Here is a 20,344-nt window from a genome sequence, read left to right on the forward strand (position 1 = left end):
GTTCTCAAACAACAGACACACCCGGCACCACCACAACCAAACAACCAGTCGCAGATCGCTCCGGAGCAACTTCCCAAACTTACCCGAATCCAAACCACATTGCAAACCAGCGTCTCCGCGGTCCACGGCTCAAACAAGGATCCCCACCCGGATTCCACACGCCATAAAAGCGCCGTTTTCCAGGCCATTCAGAAGGGGGTCGGTCGCTTTCTTTCCGCATCAGCGGCGGCGACTCGAATTACTTTACACACCCCCGGCGGCCGGTGCAAATCGACCGTCGGGCGCGGATCCGGCGCCCGATGCCGACCCTCTGGCGTCGCCCCAAGCCGACCCCCGGAGGTGCCCCGGACCCACCCCCTGACAGGGCGCCTGGCCAAGCTTCCGACCCTGCACATGACCGTAAGCCAACCGTAACTAGACAGAACGGTCTGTCTCGCATAAATTTTTAGGACGTTCTCTGCCCAAAGGGCAGTGGTCCGTTATCGCTGAAGCAGAACGGCGTATCAAATGTGCACGCCATGAAAGAGCCAAAAATGACTGCAACACACTTTGACCGCTTCGTAGCCGAGGCCCTCACTGCGGACCGGGAAACCGACTCCGGGCTGACTCCGGACGAGCTCTATGGCCTCTACACCAGCTGGAGCCTGATCAACACGATACAGCCCGAGTCCCCCGAGGCCTTGCGGGCAGGTCTGAAGGAACTCGGCATCGATCCGGATCACAATGAGTTGTCCATGACTGGCCCGGCCGCGGCGGACTATATCCTCGCCAGCGCCCCCAGCCTCATCTAGCTCCACTGCTGCAGGAAGAGCCGACACGCACCGGCTCTTCCTGCAGCGTTAAAGGCCGATGCTTCCAATCGGACGCCGGCCTTCCAAGCCGCGTTGTTATTAACCCGCTCCTGCCAGCACCCCACACCAACCTACGCACCGCACGCCTTTTGGCGCGCTCGGGAAAATTCAAGGTATCCAATGGACGTACTGTCCGGCATTTCAGCAGGAACGTTCCTCGGCGGACGATACCGCGTCGTGGACCAGATCGGTTCCGGTGCAATGGCCAACGTCTACCGGGCTACCGACGAATTCCTCGGCCGGGACGTGGCCGTCAAGGTGGTCATCAAGCCCGCCAACAGGGATGCGCAGGACGACGACGCGGAACTGAAAGTCCTCGCACGCCTGAACCACCACAACCTGGTCACGCTCCTGGACGCAGGAGCGGACAGGACCGAATCCGGCCCCCGCATCTACCTCGTGATGGAGCTCGTGGAGGGCCCGGACCTCCGCCGCCGCCTCCAGGACGGCCCGCTCTCGTCCCGGCACACGGCCCAGATTGGCCACGATCTGGCGGACGCGCTCACCTACATTCATGACAGCGGCGTAGTCCACCGCGACGTCAAACCCGGCAACATCATGGTCTTCGACTACCACCACGATGCCGCCCGGATGCGCGCGAAGCTGACCGACTTCGGCATTGCCCTCATGGCGGACACACCGCATGTCGACACCGGTGACGTTCTCGGAACCGCGGCATACCTCAGCCCGGAGCAGGCGATGGCCGAACCGGTGGGGCCCGCCAGCGATGTCTACTCCCTTGGACTTGTGCTGCTTGAATGCCTTGCAGGCGAGCCCGTATTCAAGGGCGATCCGCTCCAGAGCGCCGTGGCGCGACTGATCAGGGACCCTGAAATTCCTGCCGGCTTGGACCCGGAATGGCAGCAGTTGCTGGCGGCCATGACGGCACGGGACCCGCAGGACCGGCCCTCCACGCGCGAAGTAACCCAGGCCCTCTACGACCAGACCGTCAACAGCCGCGGGAAGCACAAGGTGGACACCGCCATCATCCCCGCCAACGAGGACGCGCGCATGGAGGCTGTCCACCGCTACGGCATTCTCGATACCCCTCCGGACGGCTCCTTCGACAGGATCACGGCACTCGCGGCCCGGGTCTTCTCGGTGCCCATAGCGATCGTCTCCGTCGTGGACCATGACCGCATCTGGTTCAAGTCCCACCACGGAATCCCTGCGGAGGAAATCAACCGGGACCCAGGTCTGTGCGCTTCGGCGATCCTGCAGGACGACCTCTGGGTTGTGGAGAATGCCCCCAATGACCCGCGGGCCTTGGCCAATCCGCTTGTTGCCGGGGAGTTCGGTCTTGGTTTTTATGCGGGTGCGCCGCTGACTTCACGGGATGGCTACAACCTGGGCACGCTGTGCATTCTCGATTACAAACCCCGTGTCCTCGCCCCGGAAGATGCAGCAACGCTCCGTGACCTTGCCGCCGTCGTCATGAATGACCTCGAGCTCCGGCTCGAGAGCCGGAGTTTGGCACCCGTCCGTCCCTGAGCTGGGCAACGAGGGAGACCCCGACGGCGGGAGGCCGGCAAACGCCGCGGGCTTCCCGCCGTCGGGCTTGGATCCCCGCTGCCGCCCCTCCCCCAATTAGCCCCCGCACAGCCCAACCTTTCCGTAGCATCTCCGGGCAATGCTGGATGTGTCCGCAAATGCAATTGGGGGGGACATGACTTTTCGGGCCAGCACGATTTCCAGCCGGGATGACTACCGGGGGCAGCCATGAGCCCCCTGGACTTCCACTTCGATGAGCCCTCTGTTCCGGTGCCCGACTGGTCCGCCGGCAGTCCAGGCGTCGATGACGGGCCAGCCCCCGTTGTCCACCGTTTCCTTCGATTACCGTCGGTTGGTCAAAGGGCCGCCGCTCGCCCGGACGCCGACCGGGGCAGCTACCTAACAGGATTCTGCGCCGAGTTCCGCGCAGAGAAGGCTCGACGGCGGGGTGGTCGCCAGCGCTGCCGGCCCTCCCGTCGTCGAGGTACACCGCAGCTGCCGAAAGCAGCTTCCCCAAGCCGATGACGCCCCTGCGCCCGGCTGCTAGTGTGGCGAAATGGCAACAGCAATGGTTCGGCCCAGGAACGGCAAGATGATCGCCGGCGTCTGCCCGGCCCTCGCCGCCCGCTTCGGCATCCCCAAGGCCCTCGTCCGCATCGGCTTCGTGCTCTTCGGCCTGTTCGGGATCGGTGAATTCGTCTACATCGCCTTGTGGGTCATCATTCCCAAGGAGGCTTAGCCTCAGTCCGGCTGCCGCGCCGGGGGCGTGTCCGTTCGGGCTGGGCTGCGGGGAGTCTCGCCTAGCCGCCGGTGTGGTGGATGGTGAATGCGGTGAGGAACCCCACCGATGCCACCAGGCCCGTGAGGTTGTGGTGTTCCTCGAACGCCTCGGGAATCATCGTGTCTGCGAGCATGGCCAGGATGCCGCCGGCGGCGACTGCGGTAATGAAGGCCACGAGTGCATCGGGGGCGCTCTCCAGGGCTGTGAAACCGATAAGGGACGCCAAGCCGCTGAGGATGGCGATGCCGCCCCAGACGCCGAACACATATTTGGCGCTGCGGCCCGCCTTCTTCATCCCGGCGGTGCTGGACAGCCCTTCCGGGACGTTGGAGATGAACACGGCCGCGAGCATGGCTGGGCTGACGGCACCACCGGCGATCAGGCCCACGCCCAGAACCACTGATTCAGGGATGCCGTCCAGGAGCGCTCCGATGGCGATGGCAGTGCCGCTTCCCGGGGTGTCCTTTTCGGAGGGCTGCAGTTCCGTGGAGCGTTTGCGGTGCTTGGCCCCGGATTTCGACAGCATGGTATTGGCGCTGACGTAGATCAGGGATCCGGCCATGAATCCTGCGGCGGTGGGCCAGAGGCCGCCACCCTGCACGGCTTCGTCAACGAGCTCAAACGCGAGCGCCGAGATCAGTACACCGGCGCCGAAGGCCATGATGGAGGAGACCAGCTTCGGCGGGACCGTCCATTTCCAGGACAGCCACGAGCCGAGCACCAGCGCGCCTCCGGCAAGTGTTCCCCAGAACATGGCCTGCGCCCACATCGGCATGTATCCCCTTCCGCGGCCGCCAGGCCTGATCGTTCGCTTGGAACCGCCATCTGCTGCAGGCAGGCGCCGGTCCCGAAACCACGAGCATTCTCGCAGACAGGAGGACGGGGCCAGCGGCGGCGTGCCGTCAGCATGCTGATCAAATGCGGACAGAGGCACTCGAGACGGACCGCGCCCTCCGGGACGCACCACTGGGCGTGGAAAGCTAGAGGCGGCGCCGCCCTTGCGGCTTGCTGCCGATGCTCGCCGTCGGCGCATCCCAGAGCCCGGCGAGGCTGGATGCCCCGCGGAGGCCGGCGATGGCCCGAACCACATTCACACTGGCCCTGGCGTCAGCACCCGGGCCGGCCTCGGCGGGCGGCAGACTGAGCGCGGAAAGGACGGCGTCGAGGCTGTACGTCGGCAGATCCAGCTGGCTCCGTGCCAGCTGCAGGGCGCAGTAGAAGTCCTTCGCGGGGAGATCCAGCTTCAGGTGCCCGCTCGCCTTGCGCATGACATCGGCGTCATGGGGGGCGTCGAAGGCAACCAGGGGATCTTCGCAGGTGAAGTGCAGGATCCCTTCAACGGCCATTTCCCAGCCGGCGGCTGTGGAGACGTCCTGTTCGGTGACGCCGTGGCGCCCGGTGTGGACGGGATCGAACCGGTTAAGTCCTGCCGGCGGCTTGATCAGCCAGGACGTCGTGTCCACGATGCGTCCGTCCCGGACTTTCACCAATCCCACGCCGCACACCGACGCAAGGTCACTGTTGGCCGTTTCGAAGTCGATGGCCGTAAAGCATATTCCTGGCACTGCTTGCCTCCCCCTGGCATTGTTGCCGGAGGCCAAAGCTTGTCGTTCTGCCCCCTAGCCAAATTATCTTCGCAGACGGGATGCCAGATTACTTTCCCGGGCGGATTGTGAAGCCGGCGGTGATGAACAGCCGGTGAAGACCAGGCTCAGCGTTCGAGGACGGCCTTGAGATTCTGCACAAAGACCTTGTTCCGGCGCGGCACCATGAAGGCCATTGCCGGTGCCATCAGCATGCCGAGTCCGCGCGGCCTCATGTCCACGCTCCGGGTAAATTTGGCGCCCTCCGGTGCGGGTTCTACCTTGTAGGTGATCAGGGGCTGGAGCCCGGCGAAGTCCCCTCGGTACACCAACTGCTCCCCCGGCGTCACGTCCAGTGCAGTGAACTGTCCGTCGGTCTTGCCCATGAACGGTTTGAACCGGAGGGGATAGGTCTTGCCGACGGAGGGCACGGGATCGGTGGCCGCGTCCACCGAGTCAATGTCGACGTGCCAGTTGGGCTCGTTGCGAAGATCCGCAACGTAGGCGAAGACGTCTTCCGGGGTCCGCCTGATGACCACACTTTCAGCCGATCTGACCACGGATCCTCCTCGCGCCCGCCACCTGAACCAAACCAACCGCCGGACGTCGAGGACGTGCGGCGATGAGCCGATTTGTGGCTCTCAGTTTACGCTTAGGGCCGCGGTCTGGGCACTCGGCCGGCTGCAGTCCGCAGCCCAAGCAACTACCCGTTGACACCCCGCCGGGTGCGGAGTACCACGGGGCTTAGACGGTCCAATCCCGGGCCGTCTCTGGTTTGTTCTGAAAGCCTTTAGGAGCGCGCTATGCCCATCGCCGTCATCCTGGATTTCCCCGGCGGAACCCTCGAACAGTACGACCAAGTCGTCGAGAAATTGGGCTTCACGCCCGGCGGACCCGGTGCCCCGGGCGGCCTCACCCACTGGGTGGCAGCCACGGACACCGGGATCCGCGTAGTGGACACGTGGGAGAGCCGGGAGGCCTTCGACACCTTCACACAAGCGAAGACCCTTCCCACCGTCGCCGAGGTCGGCATCCCTGGCCCGCCGGAGATCACCTTCTTCGACGTCCACAACTACCTGACCGCAGGCCCGAAGGCGTAAGCCACTCACCTACATGGTGGACGCCGCCAGGGCCTTCTTCGCCAATCCCGACCTGAAAGACGCCAAGCAAAGGGGCAGCGTCGAGGGCAACCCGAGGATTGAGTCCTTCGAATAGCCGGCCCGCCTGCAGACGGACCAAAAAGCATTGGAAACCCCGACGGCGGGTGGCCGGCATTGCTGCCGGTCACCCGCCGTCGAACTTTGCCCTGGTTGGGTCCGTCGACACCGATCCCGCTGGTTGAGCCTGTCAAAACCGGGTTCAGTGCCTTCGCGCTCAGCGCTCGGGATGCAGGTCCTTGCTCCAGAGCACGGCGCCGTTGGCGTTGCGGAGGCTGACGGAGAAGACGTCGTCCTCGCCGAGGTCCACGTGGCCGAAGAACTGGCTCTCGCCGTTGCGCGGGGACTGGTTGGCGTAGGCACCGGCCTTGAAGAATGCGACCTCGGGGCCGAAGGTGCCGTCCATCTGGCTGGGGCCGAACGTTCCGGCGTTGATGGGGCCGGCCACGAATTCCCAGAAGGGGTCGAAGTCGCGGAAGGCCGCGCGCTCCGGCGAGTAGTGGTGTGCGGCGCAGTAGTGGACGTCGGCCGTGAGCCAGACCACGTTTTTAACCCGGTTGCGCTTGAACGCGGACAGCACCCCGGCGATCTCGAGTTCCTTGCCCAACGGGGCTCCGGCGTCGCGGTTTGAGAGGGATTCCTCGTTCACGGTGCCGTCCGGCACGATGATGCCGAGCGGGAGGTCGGCGGAGATGACCTTCCAGGTCGCCTTGGACTTGCTCACTTCACGGATGAGCCAGCGCGCCTGCTCCTCGCCGAGGATGTGGGTGAGGCTCGTTTCCTTGCCGTCCGTGTTGGGGTCCTTGAAGGTGCGCATGTCCAGGCAGAAGACATCCAGCTGCGGGCCGCGGGAGATCTTGCGGTAGATGCGGGCGGGCTCGAAGCCGGTGCTGCCGTCGCTCAGCTGCGCGATCGGCTGGTACTCCTGCCAGGCCTGGCGGCCGCGGGCGGCGAGCACGTCTGCGCGGCGTTCGGTGTAACGGGCGTCGGTGATGATCTGCCCGGGGTACCAGTTGTTGTGGGTTTCGTGGTCGTCCCATTGGGCGATCACCGGCACGTCGGCGTAGAGGGCGCGGATGTTCTTGTCCATCATGTTGTAGCGGTGCCTGCCGCGGAACTCGTTGAGGGTCTCGGCCACCTTGGACACTTCCTCGGTGACCAGGTTGCGCCAAACCTGGCCGTCCGGCTCGGTGACCTCGGCGGTGATGGGGCCGTCAGCGTAGATGGTGTCGCCGGAGTGGATGAAGAAGTCCGGCTTGGTGGCGTGCATGCCCGCGTAGCCGCGCATGCCGCCGATCTCTTCGTTGATGCCCCAGCCCTGGCCGGCGGTGTCGCCGGTCCAGACGAAGCTCTGCCGGCGGGCTGTGCGGCCGCTGCGGAATGTGCCGGTACCGGGTGCCGTGCTGAACGAGCCGTGCGCAGTCTCGCCGGCGTGGCCCTCGGTATCCTCGAAGTGCATGGTGAGCGCGAAGCGGGTGCCAGCCGGGAGGTGCTGGGCGTTGATCTTGGAGGTGAAGTCGGTGGCCTCGCTGGCCGTGGTCCCGCGGAGCACGCGCTGGAAGGCGCGTCCGCCCCGGAGCGGGGTTCCGTACTCGTCCACGGCCAGCAGGTTGGCCACGAGCCGGCCGGGACCGGAGGCTCGGGACCAGAGCACGCCGGAGTTGGTGGTGACGTCTCCGGTGGAGATGCCGGACGGGAGGGTGAGGCGGTTGCGGACCAGCGGGACGCCGGATGGGCGGGCGGCGTGCGCGGGCACAATGAGTGAGGGTGCGACGGCGGCAGCACCGGCAGCGGCGATGGCACCTTTGAGGACGTTTCGGCGAGTGAAAGCAGTCATGGTGCCATCGTTGACGGCGCTTGTGAACCGTTGGAGACGTGGGGGTGAACACTTGAGTGAGAGCTGACAACTGTTTATTTCAATTGGGGATTTAGCGAAATTGTCTTCCCAAGCACGCGCGGCAGGGACTAATATCCTGCACCTAGGCATTAAGCAAAGAAGATAATGCCGGGAGCGGACCCTTACTTTCGAGTAAGAAATAATGAGTGGGAATCGGTGCTTTGCGCCTTCTCCGCGGCGACTCGTTAGCAGCACTCTCCACCGGGAGCTGCCCTATTGGATATTAATCTGCGAATACCCACCGCCCATAGAATCTTTCATTCGCAAACCTTCGACGCGTCTTTTGTCGAGCGCTTCCCAACCAAGCTTGGATGGAGTTTTGTCATGAAAAGAATGCCTGTTTTGTTGTGCCTTCTAGCGGGCCTGCTCGGAGGAACGGGAGCCGTGGCCACCGCGGCACCCGAGCCGATCGGCACATTCACCTTTACTCTCAAAGAGTGCGGCTTCCGAATCGAGGGTGTGCTCACAGGTAAGTCGAACTTCATTGAGCTACCCGGCGGAGCATTGCTCACGTCTCCCGGCCAGGAAGTGACTCTGACAAATGTGAAGACCCGCGAAAGCGTTACCTATGTGATCACGGGATCCTCGCATATTACAACCTCGGCATCGGGCAACCAGACCATTACAGCAACGGGGCGCAATGTGTTGACCATTCCGGTAGGCGACAGGAAAGGAGTCTACTTGACCGTGGGCAGCGTAACGTATGTGCTCGACAGCAGGGGAAGGCAAGTTAGCCCGTTCGAGGGCGATGCCCAAGTGACGAATATCTGCGAGTTGCTCGCCTAAATTCGTCATTTCACCATCCCTAGTGCCGTCGTACCCGGTGGCCGGCATCTCTGCCGGCCACCCGCCGTCGGGCATTCCTATTTTGGCCGAAACGTCAGCGCGACGGCAGTTGGTCCACGAATGGGATTTGGGCGACGTATTGCTGGTACAGCTTCAGTGCGTCGTCAATGGGAATGTGGCCAAAATCCAACGTGTCCTGCAGCCCTTCCAGTTGGGCGTTCGTTGTTTCCGCTGCGCTGACCCTGTCGGTCAGCGCATGTGAATTGGCGAAGTTGGTGGCCAGGGCCGCCGCGACGGACAGAATTACGGCTGCCAGGCACAGGAATCGCCACACCACGGAATCGTCGCCGAGCGAGAATATGCCCTGTACTGCTTCGGTGAACCCGGTGCCCCCAGCCGCCGGTCCGGCGGTGACCATGGCGGCTAGTGCGCTGCCCACGATGCTGATGTTTGAGAGCCTGTTCCGCCGGGGTCGTTCCCGCCCCAGGTAGGAGCGGATGGTCTCTTGCTTCTGTTGGATGCGGTCGGACAGCCTTTGACGCGTTTCCGGTGATTCGTCCATGATCTGCTACCAGCCTCCCTGTCGGACGGTATCTGCGATCAGGATCCCACCGCCCCGATGCGCGGTCCAGACTCGACTGCTCCAGCGCGGGCAGTCCCACGGGCCGCAGAGGAGTAAGGCTGGAGCCCAAGTTAGGCAGAGGGAATGAAACGCCTGACACTGCGAATGTGCTTGGCGGCAGCCGCGGCCCAACGGCCGCGGTCACCCGTTAGCGTGCGCGTGCAACATCCATGAACGCCACGTGGGAGACATATTGCTTATAGAGCATCGCCGCTTCGTCGATCGCTATGTGGCCGAAGCCCAGGGACAGTTGCAGCCCTTCCAACTGTGCGATGGCCGTCTCCGCTGCGCTGACCTTCTCGGCCAGAGCCTGGGAGTTGGCGAAGTTCGTGGCGAGCCCCGCCCCGACGGAAAGAATTACCGCTCCCAAACAAAGAACCCGCCACACCACCGAAGGGTCCCCAAGGGAAAGGGTGTCCTGGACGGCGGCGGTGAACCCTGTGCCACCGAACGCCGGACCTGCCGTGAACATAGCCGCCAGCACACTCCCGACGACGCTGAATTCGGTGAGTTTGTGCCGGCGGGGCAGTTGCCGTCCCAGATAGGACCGGATGTCCTGCTGTTTCTGGTCGATGCGGTCGGACAACCTCTGACGTGTCTCCGGCGAATCCTCCATGATCTGCCACCAGCTTCCCTCTTCGAGAGTGTGTGCGATCAGGATCCCACCGCCCCAATGCCCGGTCCAGAGTTCATAACAACAAACGCCGCGAGCGGCAGCCAACCGACACGAAGACCGGACAGGTTTGTCTCTCTGTCCCGGAACGCCGCGGTTTGTGTACGTTTAGGTTCTAGCGACGGGACTGCAATGAAGTAGGACCTAGCCTGAGGCAGGCACCGGACGAGAGGCGACGAACATGGCAAAGACATCGGGTGTGGCACCACGGCTGGCCAAAGCGCTGGCGATTGTTTTGGGCACGGAGGAGATCCCCGTCCGGCTGCGGGCGTGGGACGGATCGGAAGCAGGCCCGGCAAACGCACCGCTTATCGAATTCACGTCGCGGCGGGCATTGCGCCGGATCCTGTGGTCACCCGGGCAGCTTGGCCTGAGCCGGGCGTACGTGGCCGGGGAAATCGATCCTCACGGCGACATCTTTGCAACCTTCGCGGCGCTGAGCTCCGCCGGCAAGTTCGCCGAGCCCGGCCCCTTCAAGAAGCCAACGGCGCGTGAGCTGGGGACGCTGCTCACCACTGCCGTCAGTTTGGGCGCGGTCGGACCGAACCCCGCGCCGCCGCCCGAAGAAGCGAAGGTCGAAAAGCACGGGCACCGGCACTCAAAGAAACGGGACGCCGCGGCGATCTCGCACCACTACGACGTCGGCAACGACTTCTACCGTCTGGTCCTCGGCCCGTCGATGGTCTACTCCTGCGCGGTGTTTGACAGTGAAGGCATCTCGCTTGAGGCAGCCCAGCAAGCGAAGCTCGATCTGGTCTGCCGGAAGCTGGGGCTGAAGCCGGGAATGCGGGTCCTGGACGTGGGCTGCGGCTGGGGCAGCTTTGCGCTGCATGCCGCTGAGCACTACGGGGTCAACGTCGTCGGCGTGACGCTATCCACCGAACAGGCGGAACTGGCGCGCAAGAGGGTGGCGGAAGCCGGGCTGACGGAGCGGGTGGACATCCGGGTTCAGGACTACCGCGATATCGACGACGGGCCGTTCGACTCGATCAGCTCCATCGGCATGTCAGAGCACGTGGGCCGCGAACAGATCGGCCACTACGCTTCTCAGCTCCACGGGCTGCTGCGCCCCGGCGGCCGGCTGCTCAACCACGCAATATCGTGGAACGCCGGGCCCACAGAGGATGACCCCGACTCCTTCATCCCCCGCTACGTCTTCCCCGACGGCGAGATGCTGAGCCTTTCAGACATGGTTGTGGCGCTGGACGGCGGCGGCTTCGAGGTGCTCGACGTCGAAGCCTTGCGCCGGCACTACGCCCTGACGCTGCGGGCCTGGGTGAGAAATCTGGAGGAGCACTGGGATGAGGCAGTGCGGCTCGCCGGCGCGGGCCGGGCCCGGATCTGGCGCCTCTACATGGCCGCGAGCGCACTGGGTTTCGAGGACGGGCTGACGGGTGTGAACCAGGTGCTGGTGCAGCGGAAGGGCGGGGCAGAGCCGCCCCTGCGCCGGAAGGATTGGATCTGATCCGCTGACTGGGGTTGTCGCTGATCGAGCCTGTCGAAACCAGGTGCGCAGAACTCGGATCTCGACAAGCTCGATCAGCGGGGAACGCCGGTTGAGCCTGTCGAAACCGGGTGCGCAGAACTCGGATCTCGACGAGCTCGATCAGCGGGGACAAGCTCGATCAGCGGGGAACGCCGGTTGAGCCTGTCGAAACCGGGTGCGCAGAACTCGGATCTCGACAAGCTCGATCAGCGGGGACAAGCTCGATCAGCGGGGCAAGCTCGATCAGCGGCGCCCGGCTCGGCTCAGTCACATGCCCGGATGGACCTTTACGAAGTCGATCTTGTTTCCGGGGCTGGTTTTCTTTTGCGGGGAACGCGAGAATCCCTTCGCGTCAAGGTGGTTTTGTGCTCGGTATTCGGCCAGGGCGTCGTCGTAGGCCTTGTTGAGCCGGCCACCGGCGATCTCTTCTACTGTGCCGTCGGCAAAAGTGATGGAGATCAGGACGCTTTCGGGAAAGTGCCGGTTCATCCGGATAAAGCCTTCGGCATCCTGCTGGAGAGTAATCAATGTCTTCCGCCTTCGTTTCAGTGGCTTCCAGTCTCCCCCACTTTCGGGCCGCGCGGTGCGGCGCCGTCATCACACGACAACCCGCGGACGAAATGTGTCCGTTCCAACGGCACCGGGAATGCCGCTCCTGCTAGCCTCCTCGTATGACAACCGGACCGGGGGTAGGGTCAACCGATCCTCGCGGGACGGCCCCAGAGAAGACGCCCGCCGATTTTTCCAGCGCAGCTCCCGCCGAAGCCGCCGATGCGCCAACGGATCTGACAAGCCCCACTTCGACGGCGGACCCAACAGGTCCGGCCCGCACGTGGAGCCTGCAGCGCGAGTGGTCCAGGGCCTTCATCTTCATGCTCTTGGCACTGGTCTTGGGCGCGATCGTCACGATTGTGGGCGTACGGGCCGTGGTGCACCAGATGGAAACGACGGCCGGCCGGCTCCAGCTCGAGTCGGGGAAGGTCGCGCAGGTGGCCGCGGCGGTTGACGACCACGAACAACTGGGGCATCAGCTGCTGGCCGATGCGCCGGTGAACCGTCAGGCGTTCATGCTGCAGCAAAAGGACATCTCGGACAAGTTCGATAAGGCCGCCGAGGTCCTCGCGGATCCCGAGGACAGCGGCATCCAGTCCGCGCTCCTCGGCGCGCGCCAGGACTGGCAGGCGGCGCTGGCGGCACGCGGCCTCTGGGGAGACCAGGTGCTCGAACTGGACGGGAACCACGTGGCTGAGACCCCCGCCTTCGCGGCAGCCAGCAAGGGTGTGCGCGATCAGCTGGCAGGCATCCAGCGTTCGTCGCTGGCGACGTTGGACCGGGGCCTCGTTGACACCGGCGACCTCGAACAGCTGCTCCTGATCGCCAGGACGGGACTGTTGATCCTGGCCGTCGGCGCCACCCTGTACTTCCGCCGCCGCATGGTCAAGGACCTGATGCGTCCCGTCAACAGCCTGCGCCGCGGCGTCCACAAGCTGCAGGCCGGGGACTACAGCCACCGCATCGACATCGCCAGGCGGGACGAGCTGGGCGAGTTGGCCACCGCGTTCAACGGAATGGCCGCCGCCCTCCAGGACAGCCACCGCACGCTGACACACCGGGCGACCCACGACACCCTCACCGGACTAGCCAACCGCGCTGCCCTGACCGAGCGCCTGGCGGCGTCATTTGAAACCGGCAGCGACCTCAGGACGCGGCACGAGGGCCTCCTGTTCATCGACATTGACGACTTCAAGGACGTCAACGACTCCTTCGGCCACGAGGGCGGCGACGACCTGCTCATCCAGCTGGCGGCCCGGCTCCGGGCCAGCGTCCGCAGCCACGACATGGTGGCCAGGCTGGGCGGTGACGAGTTCGCCGTCGTCGTTCTGGACAACGACGACGGCAGTCCCGCCACGGGGCCCGTCGCCGAACGGATCTACGAGACGCTGAGCGAGCCGTTCCTCATCGGCGATCATCCCCTGACCGTCTCCGTGAGCATGGGCGTGGCCCAGAGAAGCGCCGAAACGGCCGACGCCGCTGAGCTGCTGCGGCAGGCGGATTCCGCCATGTACGCGGCGAAACTCGGCGGCAAGGCGCGCTACGAGGTCTACAACGCCGAGGGGAACCAACCGAAACGGCACGTGCATCCGGTGCGGTCAAAGCAAGGCTCAGACACCGCCGGGTGGTGAACCCGCTGGTTGAGCTTGTCAAAACCACTGGCTTTGAGAACCGCGGTTAGCCCTCACGGACAGAGTCGAAGTCCACCTGTGTGACCAACCCGGCCGAACGGAACCAATCCTTGGCCCCTGCCTGGACCGCCGGCAACGCCAGCTGCTCAACAACCCGTTCAGGTGGTCCTTCGAAGACTGATTTCTCATCCTCCAGGTCCCGCCTAGTCACGCTGCCAGCGAGAAGCCGGAAGAGGGCCGGCTGATCCATCAGGGGAAGCTCCGCACCGTGGCCATCGTTGAGCACACCCCAGCTCGACGCATAGAGCGAAAAGGTCGCCGGACGTTCGCCGTTGTCCAATACGAGCCCACAGTCCTTCCCGTTGAGCTCCAACCGCCGGTAGTTGTGCTCCGTTGCGTCCAGCGCCAGCAACTGGCCCTCATCAAGCCACGACACCCAGACCGTGGTGCACTTCCCCGTCCGGGAGTACGGGGCGGCCGCAATGTAGCCGGCAGTGCTCACGTGGGCGGAATGGCCAACGCCAATGTTGTGTAGCCGGCCACGGACCATCGGCAGAATCCTGCTGACCGGCTGGCCGTAGTTTGCGAATTTTCTCCTCATGACATCAGGGCTGGAGTTCGAGCCGATCGAAACTACCAGCGACCGGGCGCCCAGCGGTGCCGCGTCGGCCCCGGAGAGGACCGCGTTTAGGTCGGCTGCCAGCCCCAGAGGCAGGAAATCCTCGCCGAGGACGACACCCGAGGCTTCTGGCGGATCCCACGGATAGTGCAGCGGATCCAGCCGGACGGACATCGTGGATTCGTTCCCCATCGGCTCAACTTTGTCGCCGCCCGGAAGACACCTGGCCATATATCGAGCCTACTCCCGGCCGCCGCACATCCGATCAGCTGCGGCCCTAGCCGTCAGGCGGCGCCGGGCCGTGCCGCCAGCTTTCCGTTCAGGGCTGGACGCCGCCCGGCTCAGCGATGCCGAGTCGCGCTCCGTGGACATCGCGGGCTGATCACCTCTTCGGAGCCACGACGGCGGGAGGCCGGGACACGCTCCCGGCCTCCCGCCATCGTAGTTTTGCGGTAGACCTGTCGAAACCCGGCTAAAGCCGCGCCTCCGAAAACGGCACGCTGGGAAGGTTGCCGGCTTTCCACGGTTCGGTGGAGCGCACACTGGGAGTGTGGCCCCGTCCGTCATGAACGACGGAGCGGACCGTGGCCGAGACAACCCAGAGTCCGACAAGCAGGATGAGCAGTACCATTGCGGTGCACCTCGGGTGATTGAGTGTGGATTGGGTGATTTCAGTGTCCCCAGGCGGCGTGTGAGCAAGCGTGTGATGCTACGCAGACGCCGAAGAAGCGCGGCGGTAACATGAGCCGTATGGCCGAGACCTGGATCCGGCTCCTCGGTCCGCCCCGGATCGAGTCCCCTGGCGCAATTCCCCCGCAGCCCAGAGGCCGCAAGGCCTGGGCGGTGCTCGCCTACCTCGCGCTGCAGGCGGACGACACCGGCCGCTCCCGGACCGCCTCGCTGTTGTTTCCGGATGCCGCGGATCCCCTCGGGGCGCTGCGCTGGAACCTGTCCGAGCTGCGGCGGACCCTCGACGGCATTGCGATGGCGGGCGATCCCCTGCGGATGGTGGTGCAGCCTCCGTGGCGCTGCGATGCCGCCGAGGTGATTGACTCGGGAAGCAGCCCGGGCCTTGACCCCCGCCGGCTCGACGGCCAGCTGCTGGAGGGACTGTCCTTCGCCGACTGCCCCGTCTTCGACTCGTGGCTGGCGGACCAGCGCTACCGGCTGGAAAACGTCGTTCAGTCCATGCTCTACGAGGCCTCCCTTGCTGCCCTCGCTACGGGGGCTCCCGGCGAGGCAGTGGAGCTGGCATCGCTCGCGCTGCACAGGGATCCCTTCCACACGGACTGCAACGTCGTGCTGGTCAAGGCGTTCGTGGCCCTGGGCGAGCACCGCCGCGCCCGGGAGCATGTGACCAGATGCGGAGAGCTCTACCGCCAGGAGCTCGGCCTGCCGCTGCCCGCGGAAGTCCGGCGGGCACTGTCCGATGCAGCTCCGGCAGCGGACCCCGGCATGCCGGCCACCGCGGCGACGGTCCGGTCCTATCTCGACGCCGGAGGCGCCTCACTCTCGGCGGGCGCCGTGGACCGGGGGCTGGATCAGCTGCGGCTCGCCGTCGTACTCGCCCAGCGCACCAGCGACCGCCACCTGCTCGCCGAGTCCCTCGTGACGCTGTCCGGCGCGCTGATCCACCAGGCGGGCGGCCGCGGCGCCGAGGTGGCGGACTTCCTGCACCAGGCGTTGTCGGCCGAAGGGCCCGACGGCGCCTCCCGCACTGCTGCCGCCGCCTACCGCGAGCTGGGTTACCTGTCCGTGCAACGCGGTGTCCCCGACCGCGCGGCCGGGTGGCTTGACCGGGCGATGGTGGCAGCCAATGGATTCCCCGACGAACAGTCAAGGATCCTGGCCATTCAGGGCATGCTGGCCTCGGACACTGCCCGGTACGCGGACGCCGTGACGGCGCTGACCGAGTCCGGAAGGCTCGCCAAGGCCGTCGGGAACCGCCGGCAGCAGGCGTTCAGCGAGGCTCTGCTGGGCCGGGTGCGTCTGCTCCAAGGCGAGTTGGAAGCGGCGGCGGCCTGTTTGGACCGGGCGCTGGACTGGATAGCGGCGGAGCACTGGACGGCGTTCGAACCGTTTGTCGACGGGGTCCGGGGAGAAACATATCTCGCCGCCGGCCGGCTGGAGGAAGCTGCCGAACTGATTGACAGGTCCTGGGTGATGGCCGACTTGGCCGGCGACCACTGCTACATGGCGTTGGCCGCAGGCGCCGAGGCACGCCTGTTCCTGGCGCACGGCGATCTGGCGGCCGCGGAACACTGGGTCAGCCGCGGCCTTGAACCCAAGCCGTGGTACCTCTGGTATTCGGCCCGGCTGCTGGACACGGCGGCCGAAGTCGCCATCGCCGCCCGGTCTCCGCGGGCTTCAGAATTCGTGGGGCGGCTGGGCGAGCTGGCGAGCCGCAGCGGGATGCGGGAATTCATGGTGCGGGCGCAGTCGCATCGGGCCGTTCTCGGCGATGAGGCCGCAGCGGAGACCGTGCCCTGGCTGGCGAAGGAGATCGACAACCCTGCGCTGACGGCGTTCCTGGCCGGGCGCCAGCGCGGTTGAACCAGTCGAAACCCCGCTGGTTGAGCTTGTCGAAACCCCGCTGGTTGAGCCCGTCGAAACCAGCACACCCGCGTTAAACAAAAGCAGGGCCCGTCAAAGACGGACCCTGCTCGAAACCTGTAAGGTTCCGGACTCAGAAGAGTTAGCTGAAAGCTAAGTCTTAGAGAGCCTGGATGTTTACGGCCTGGGGACCCTTGGGGCCCTGCTCGGTTTCGAAGGAGACCTTCTGGTTCTCTTCGAGTGAGCGGAAACCGGAGGAAGCGATCGCAGAGTAGTGTGCGAAGACATCCTGTGAAGAGTCATCGGGGGAAATGAAGCCGAAGCCCTTTTCAGCGTTAAACCATTTGACGGTACCAGTAGCCATTATTTTTGTCCTTCGTGAAGGTGGAGGAAAAGTCCCGACTTTCGGGTCCTCCGGTGTGGGGTGTTCAAAACCGCTACTTCAGAAGAACGCGGACTTTCGACCGCGCGTACTGCCTGAACTACCAAATACAAACACAACAACGATGTCTACTGTACACGGGTTTTCGGACCGCGTTGACCAAAAGCCAAATGGGGCACGTCAGCGCAGGATCGAGGATGACCCTGGGACCGCTTGAACAACCCAGCTCCCCCGGACCACAAACACCTCGCCCGCGCCCTCGGAACGCAATATGCTTCACACAAACCAGCCCATTGGGCTCCCGCGCAAACCGGAAGAAGAAGCCATGCAGATGCCCAAGCCGTCAGAGGCAGACAAGGATCACTTCCGCACTGTCATGCCCTCGGACCCCGAGGTCGTGATCAAGCCGATGTTCGGCAACCTTGGCGCCTTCGTCAACGGGAACATGTTCGCGGGCCTCTTCGGCTCCACCATCGGGGTGAAACTCGGAGACGCGGACAGAGAGGAACTCGAAGGCACCGAGCGCACCGTTCCCTTCGGGCCTGCGGAGCGGCCAATGGGCGGTTACACGGGACTGCCGGAAGTATGGAACGCCGAGGGCGACGGCGATGACGCACGGGCTAAAGCCTGGGTGGCAAAGGCCTACTCCTACGTCGCCGGGCTGCCACCCAAGGAGCCGAAGGCTTCCACGCCGCGCCCGACCAAAAAGTAGCCGCCGCCGTCGGCCCTTGATTTGCCGCCCATCCCCCCTCTAAAGTTAAAGAATCTAGTTTTAGAAAGATCATGGGAACGGCGCAAGCGCAACCCGTGTCACCCACGCGCAGGCAACAGGGAGGCGGGGATTGAAATGGACTGGCAAGGCTGGGCCCTGTTCGGTCTGCTCGCCACCGCAGCCCTGACCGTGGTGATGATTGCCTCCCAGATGGCCGGATGGACCCGGCTCGATCTGCCTCTGGTCCTCGGCACCCTTGTCACCCCGGACCCGGACAAGGCGCGCGTTGCAGGGTTCTTCATCCACCTGGCCGCGGGGCAGGCCTTCGCACTCGGATACGCGGCGGTCTTCGCGCTGTTGGGCAGGGCCACATGGTGGATCGGCGCACTGCTGGGGCTCCTGCACGTTGCGGTGGCGCTGACGGTCATCCTGCCCCTGCTGCCCGGGGTTCATCCCCGAATGGCCACCACCAGAGCCGGTCCGGCGAGCCGGGCGGTGCTGGAGCCGCCGGGCCTGTTGGCTTTGAACTACGGGATTCAGACGCCGGCCGTAGCCATGGCAGCCCACGTGATCTACGGCTCCATGCTGGGACTGCTCCTCACGGTCCATTGACGCCTGTCAGCTCGAGAGAAGGTGGACGCAAAATGGAAGCCGGCAACATGAACTCCCCTGCCCTTTCGGATTACGGGCTGCTCGGCGATACGCGCACGGCGGCTCTGGTCTCGGCCGACGGCGGCATCGACTGGCTCTGCGCGCCAACCTTCGACGGCGATCCCGTGTTCGGCGCCCTGCTCGGCGGCCCCGAGGCCGGCAGCTTCCGCGCCGGCCCCGTCCTGCCCGCCAAGCGCCTTGTCCGCCGCTACCGGCCGCACACCGCCACGCTCGAGACGGTTTGGGCCACCGACGGCGGCACCCTGTCACTCACCGAAGCGATGGTGGCGGAGGTATCCGGCGGGCTGTTACCCACGACTCTTCTCATCCGGCGGCTGACCGCCGAGGGCGCACCGGCAGCGGCCGCCGTCGACTTTGACCCGCGCTTCGGCGAGCGCCATCTCCGCCCCCGGGTCCGGCAGGGACAGCACCTGGCCTGCGAATGGGGCGCCCTGGCCATGTCGCTCGGCTGCAGCGGCGGGCTAAGGGTGGAACCCGGTACGACGACGGAAATCACCGTTGTGCCCGGCCGTCCGGTCGTGATGGTGCTCGCCCTGGCCTACGCGGAACCACTGATCTTCGTCGATCCCGAGACCGCCTGGGACCTTGTGGAAGCCGACGAAAGCCGCTGGCGGGAATGGGCGTCAGGCATCAGCCAGGATGTCCCGTTCCGCGAACCGGTCCTGCGGAGCCTGCTGACGCTGAAACTTCTGACCTACTCCCCCTCGGGCGCGCCCGTGGCTGCACCCACGACGTCCTTGCCCGAGGACCCCGGCGGCATTCGGAACTGGGATTACAGGTACGCCTGGCCCCGGGACGCCAGCATCGGCATCGCCGCCTTCCTCGGGCTGGGCAAGGACGGCGAGGCCCTGAACTTCCTGAACTGGCTCCTGCACGCCAGCAGGCTGCAGCGGCCCCGGCTCCCTGCCCTGTTCACTCTGACCGGAGGACACGTCCCCCGCGAGCGCACCCTTCAGAACTGGCCCGGGTACCTGGGCAGCGCTCCTGTGAGGGTGGGCAACGGAGCCACCCACCAGCACCAGCTCGACGGCTACGGCTGGGTCCTGGACGCCGCGTGGAACCTCGTCCGGCAGGGGCACAGGCTGAATTCGGAGACGTGGCGGGCGCTGCGCGGCTTCACCGATCTCGTGGCGCGGCGCTGGCCGGAACCGGATGCCGGCATCTGGGAAATCCGAGGCGATGCGGCACAGCACGTGCACTCCAAGGTGATGGGCTGGCTCGCCCTGGACCGGGCACTGCGAATTGCCCGCTCGCATCAAGTCAGCGCCAGGCGGCGGGGCCGGTGGGAAACAGCGAGAAACGATCTGGCCGCCGAGATCAGGACCCGCGGATTCGACACTGCCCGGAACTCGTACACCCGCTCGTACGGGTCCGGCGATCTCGACTCGGCTCTGCTGATCCTGCCTGTGACCGGCTTCGAGTCGCCGGACTCTGAAGGCCTGCGGGGCACGGTGGACGCTGTGTGGACGGAGCTGTCGGCCGGCTACCCGTTCCTCTACCGCTACCCGCCAGGCCAGGACGGACTGCCCGGGGATGAGGGCGCCTTCCTGCCCTGCTCGTTCTGGCTCGTGCAGGCCCTTGCCCTGACGGGAAGGGCAGCTGAGGCCACGGAGTTGTTCGAGGCTCTTCTGGCGATCGCCAATCCGCAGGGCCTTTTCAGTGAGGAAATCGACCCTGCCACAGGGGCTTATCTCGGCAACTACCCCCAGGCACTGACGCACGCCGCGCTGATTCAGGCGGCCCTGGCCCTCCGTGACGCTGGTCAGGCTTCGGCTTTTGGCTGGAGCTCGGGCGACCGGGGCTTGGGCGTGCGGGGGAACTCGGTGGCCGCCCAGGATGCCAGCAGGCACAAGGCCTCTTCGGACGTGGACCCGGGCTCCGCGGTGTAGGAGACCC

At 65.3% G+C, this 20,344-nt stretch carries 21 protein-coding genes; 11 read left to right on the plus strand and 10 right to left on the minus strand.

Annotated elements, in window-relative coordinates:
• Positions 1-533 precede the first annotated feature (533 nt).
• From AC1D14_RS16660 to AC1D14_RS16670, 3 genes are all read left to right on the plus strand, one after another.
• The gene (locus AC1D14_RS16660) at positions 534-791 is read left to right on the plus strand and encodes a hypothetical protein (protein WP_230121523.1); all 258 of its coding nucleotides are present in this window, start codon (positions 534-536) and stop codon (positions 789-791) included.
• Positions 792-971: 180 nt separating this feature from the next.
• Entirely contained in the window at positions 972-2,342 is a 1,371-nt protein-coding gene (locus tag AC1D14_RS16665) for a GAF domain-containing serine/threonine-protein kinase (protein ID WP_230121524.1), read from the plus strand.
• Between the two features lie 556 nt (positions 2,343-2,898).
• The gene (locus AC1D14_RS16670; protein WP_476968838.1) at positions 2,899-3,081 is read left to right on the plus strand and encodes a PspC domain-containing protein; all 183 of its coding nucleotides are present in this window, start codon (positions 2,899-2,901) and stop codon (positions 3,079-3,081) included.
• A gap of 61 nt (positions 3,082-3,142) precedes the next feature.
• Here the strand turns inward: AC1D14_RS16670 and AC1D14_RS16675 are convergent, their stop codons facing one another.
• The 3 genes from AC1D14_RS16675 to AC1D14_RS16685 form a co-directional block, all read right to left on the minus strand.
• A complete protein-coding gene (locus tag AC1D14_RS16675) occupies positions 3,143-3,898 on the minus strand; it encodes a ZIP family metal transporter (RefSeq protein ID WP_476968839.1) in 756 nt (251 codons plus the stop codon).
• Positions 3,899-4,103: 205 nt separating this feature from the next.
• Complete coding sequence (locus tag AC1D14_RS16680) at positions 4,104-4,688, minus strand: 3'-5' exonuclease family protein (RefSeq protein ID WP_476882386.1); 585 nt, start codon at positions 4,686-4,688, stop codon at positions 4,104-4,106.
• Positions 4,689-4,834: 146 nt separating this feature from the next.
• Positions 4,835-5,266 carry an SRPBCC family protein gene (locus tag AC1D14_RS16685; RefSeq protein WP_230120119.1) on the minus strand — a complete coding sequence of 144 codons (432 nt, stop codon included), beginning with the start codon at positions 5,264-5,266 and terminating at the stop codon, positions 4,835-4,837.
• Between the two features lie 243 nt (positions 5,267-5,509).
• Between AC1D14_RS16685 and AC1D14_RS16690 the strand changes: the two genes are divergently transcribed.
• Positions 5,510-5,806: a hypothetical protein gene (locus AC1D14_RS16690; protein ID WP_230120118.1), complete on the plus strand. Its 297-nt coding sequence runs from the start codon at positions 5,510-5,512 to the stop codon at positions 5,804-5,806.
• Positions 5,807-6,080: 274 nt separating this feature from the next.
• Here the strand turns inward: AC1D14_RS16690 and AC1D14_RS16695 are convergent, their stop codons facing one another.
• On the minus strand, positions 6,081-7,700 hold the full coding sequence (locus AC1D14_RS16695; RefSeq protein WP_230120117.1) for an alkaline phosphatase D family protein: 1,620 nt from the start codon (positions 7,698-7,700) through the stop codon (positions 6,081-6,083).
• 276 nt (positions 7,701-7,976) lie between these two features.
• Between AC1D14_RS16695 and AC1D14_RS16700 the strand changes: the two genes are divergently transcribed.
• Positions 7,977-8,546, plus strand: coding sequence for a hypothetical protein (locus AC1D14_RS16700; protein WP_230120116.1), 570 nt, complete (start codon positions 7,977-7,979; stop codon positions 8,544-8,546).
• 94 nt (positions 8,547-8,640) lie between these two features.
• On the opposite strand, the gene AC1D14_RS16705 is transcribed toward AC1D14_RS16700, so the two are convergent.
• Both AC1D14_RS16705 and AC1D14_RS16710 read right to left on the minus strand, forming a co-directional pair.
• Positions 8,641-9,108 carry a hypothetical protein gene (locus tag AC1D14_RS16705; protein WP_476968840.1) on the minus strand — a complete coding sequence of 156 codons (468 nt, stop codon included), beginning with the start codon at positions 9,106-9,108 and terminating at the stop codon, positions 8,641-8,643.
• Between the two features lie 208 nt (positions 9,109-9,316).
• A complete protein-coding gene (locus AC1D14_RS16710; RefSeq protein ID WP_230120114.1) occupies positions 9,317-9,784 on the minus strand; it encodes a hypothetical protein in 468 nt (155 codons plus the stop codon).
• A gap of 238 nt (positions 9,785-10,022) precedes the next feature.
• On the opposite strand from AC1D14_RS16710, the gene AC1D14_RS16715 reads away from it, so the two are divergent.
• Positions 10,023-11,306, plus strand: coding sequence for a class I SAM-dependent methyltransferase (locus AC1D14_RS16715; protein WP_476968841.1), 1,284 nt, complete (start codon positions 10,023-10,025; stop codon positions 11,304-11,306).
• Between the two features lie 288 nt (positions 11,307-11,594).
• Here the strand turns inward: AC1D14_RS16715 and AC1D14_RS16720 are convergent, their stop codons facing one another.
• On the minus strand, positions 11,595-11,855 hold the full coding sequence (locus AC1D14_RS16720; protein ID WP_230120112.1) for a hypothetical protein: 261 nt from the start codon (positions 11,853-11,855) through the stop codon (positions 11,595-11,597).
• A gap of 143 nt (positions 11,856-11,998) precedes the next feature.
• On the opposite strand from AC1D14_RS16720, the gene AC1D14_RS16725 reads away from it, so the two are divergent.
• Positions 11,999-13,510: a diguanylate cyclase domain-containing protein gene (locus tag AC1D14_RS16725; protein ID WP_230120111.1), complete on the plus strand. Its 1,512-nt coding sequence runs from the start codon at positions 11,999-12,001 to the stop codon at positions 13,508-13,510.
• Positions 13,511-13,556: 46 nt separating this feature from the next.
• On the opposite strand, the gene AC1D14_RS16730 is transcribed toward AC1D14_RS16725, so the two are convergent.
• Together AC1D14_RS16730 and AC1D14_RS16735 are read right to left on the minus strand one after the other, a co-directional pair.
• Positions 13,557-14,321, minus strand: coding sequence for a hypothetical protein (locus tag AC1D14_RS16730; RefSeq protein WP_476968842.1), 765 nt, complete (start codon positions 14,319-14,321; stop codon positions 13,557-13,559).
• A gap of 280 nt (positions 14,322-14,601) precedes the next feature.
• On the minus strand, positions 14,602-14,760 hold the full coding sequence (locus AC1D14_RS16735; RefSeq protein WP_230120109.1) for a hypothetical protein: 159 nt from the start codon (positions 14,758-14,760) through the stop codon (positions 14,602-14,604).
• 110 nt (positions 14,761-14,870) lie between these two features.
• Here AC1D14_RS16735 and AC1D14_RS16740 point away from each other — a divergent pair, with 110 nt between their 5' ends.
• The gene (locus AC1D14_RS16740) at positions 14,871-16,682 is read left to right on the plus strand and encodes an AfsR/SARP family transcriptional regulator (RefSeq protein WP_476968843.1); all 1,812 of its coding nucleotides are present in this window, start codon (positions 14,871-14,873) and stop codon (positions 16,680-16,682) included.
• Between the two features lie 160 nt (positions 16,683-16,842).
• Here AC1D14_RS16740 and AC1D14_RS16745 read toward each other — a convergent pair whose 3' ends face one another.
• Entirely contained in the window at positions 16,843-17,046 is a 204-nt protein-coding gene (locus AC1D14_RS16745) for a cold-shock protein (protein ID WP_024365339.1), read from the minus strand.
• Between the two features lie 343 nt (positions 17,047-17,389).
• On the opposite strand from AC1D14_RS16745, the gene AC1D14_RS16750 reads away from it, so the two are divergent.
• The 3 genes from AC1D14_RS16750 to AC1D14_RS16760 all read left to right on the plus strand — a co-directional run bounded on the left by AC1D14_RS16750 (position 17,390) and on the right by AC1D14_RS16760 (position 20,337).
• Positions 17,390-17,776, plus strand: coding sequence for a TfoX/Sxy family protein (locus tag AC1D14_RS16750; RefSeq protein WP_230120123.1), 387 nt, complete (start codon positions 17,390-17,392; stop codon positions 17,774-17,776).
• A gap of 135 nt (positions 17,777-17,911) precedes the next feature.
• Complete coding sequence (locus AC1D14_RS16755) at positions 17,912-18,388, plus strand: hypothetical protein (RefSeq protein ID WP_230120107.1); 477 nt, start codon at positions 17,912-17,914, stop codon at positions 18,386-18,388.
• A gap of 32 nt (positions 18,389-18,420) precedes the next feature.
• The gene (locus tag AC1D14_RS16760; RefSeq protein WP_476968844.1) at positions 18,421-20,337 is read left to right on the plus strand and encodes a glycoside hydrolase family 15 protein; all 1,917 of its coding nucleotides are present in this window, start codon (positions 18,421-18,423) and stop codon (positions 20,335-20,337) included.
• Positions 20,338-20,344 lie beyond the last annotated feature (7 nt).

This window comes from Arthrobacter sp. P1_B11 (genome assembly GCF_056406715.1).

Bases quoted from the DNA above. Each gene is read 5' to 3' on its own strand.
- AC1D14_RS16675 (WP_476968839.1), bottom strand. From the start codon at position 3,898: ATGCCGATGTGGGCGCAGGCCATGTTCTGGGGAACACTTGCCGGAGGC.
- AC1D14_RS16660 (WP_230121523.1), top strand. From the start codon at position 534: ATGACTGCAACACACTTTGACCGCTTCGTAGCCGAGGCCCTCACTGCG.
- AC1D14_RS16670 (WP_476968838.1), top strand. From the start codon at position 2,899: ATGGCAACAGCAATGGTTCGGCCCAGGAACGGCAAGATGATCGCCGGC.
- AC1D14_RS16745 (WP_024365339.1), bottom strand. From the start codon at position 17,046: ATGGCTACTGGTACCGTCAAATGGTTTAACGCTGAAAAGGGCTTCGGC.
- AC1D14_RS16740 (WP_476968843.1), top strand. From the start codon at position 14,871: ATGAGCCGTATGGCCGAGACCTGGATCCGGCTCCTCGGTCCGCCCCGG.
- AC1D14_RS16750 (WP_230120123.1), top strand. From the start codon at position 17,390: ATGCAGATGCCCAAGCCGTCAGAGGCAGACAAGGATCACTTCCGCACT.
- AC1D14_RS16730 (WP_476968842.1), bottom strand. From the start codon at position 14,321: ATGGGGAACGAATCCACGATGTCCGTCCGGCTGGATCCGCTGCACTAT.
- AC1D14_RS16715 (WP_476968841.1), top strand. From the start codon at position 10,023: ATGGCAAAGACATCGGGTGTGGCACCACGGCTGGCCAAAGCGCTGGCG.
- AC1D14_RS16725 (WP_230120111.1), top strand. From the start codon at position 11,999: ATGACAACCGGACCGGGGGTAGGGTCAACCGATCCTCGCGGGACGGCC.
- AC1D14_RS16760 (WP_476968844.1), top strand. From the start codon at position 18,421: ATGGAAGCCGGCAACATGAACTCCCCTGCCCTTTCGGATTACGGGCTG.
- AC1D14_RS16665 (WP_230121524.1), top strand. From the start codon at position 972: ATGGACGTACTGTCCGGCATTTCAGCAGGAACGTTCCTCGGCGGACGA.
- AC1D14_RS16735 (WP_230120109.1), bottom strand. From the start codon at position 14,760: ATGGTACTGCTCATCCTGCTTGTCGGACTCTGGGTTGTCTCGGCCACG.
- AC1D14_RS16705 (WP_476968840.1), bottom strand. From the start codon at position 9,108: ATGGACGAATCACCGGAAACGCGTCAAAGGCTGTCCGACCGCATCCAA.
- AC1D14_RS16695 (WP_230120117.1), bottom strand. From the start codon at position 7,700: ATGACTGCTTTCACTCGCCGAAACGTCCTCAAAGGTGCCATCGCCGCT.
- AC1D14_RS16755 (WP_230120107.1), top strand. From the start codon at position 17,912: ATGGACTGGCAAGGCTGGGCCCTGTTCGGTCTGCTCGCCACCGCAGCC.
- AC1D14_RS16690 (WP_230120118.1), top strand. From the start codon at position 5,510: ATGCCCATCGCCGTCATCCTGGATTTCCCCGGCGGAACCCTCGAACAG.
- AC1D14_RS16710 (WP_230120114.1), bottom strand. From the start codon at position 9,784: ATGGAGGATTCGCCGGAGACACGTCAGAGGTTGTCCGACCGCATCGAC.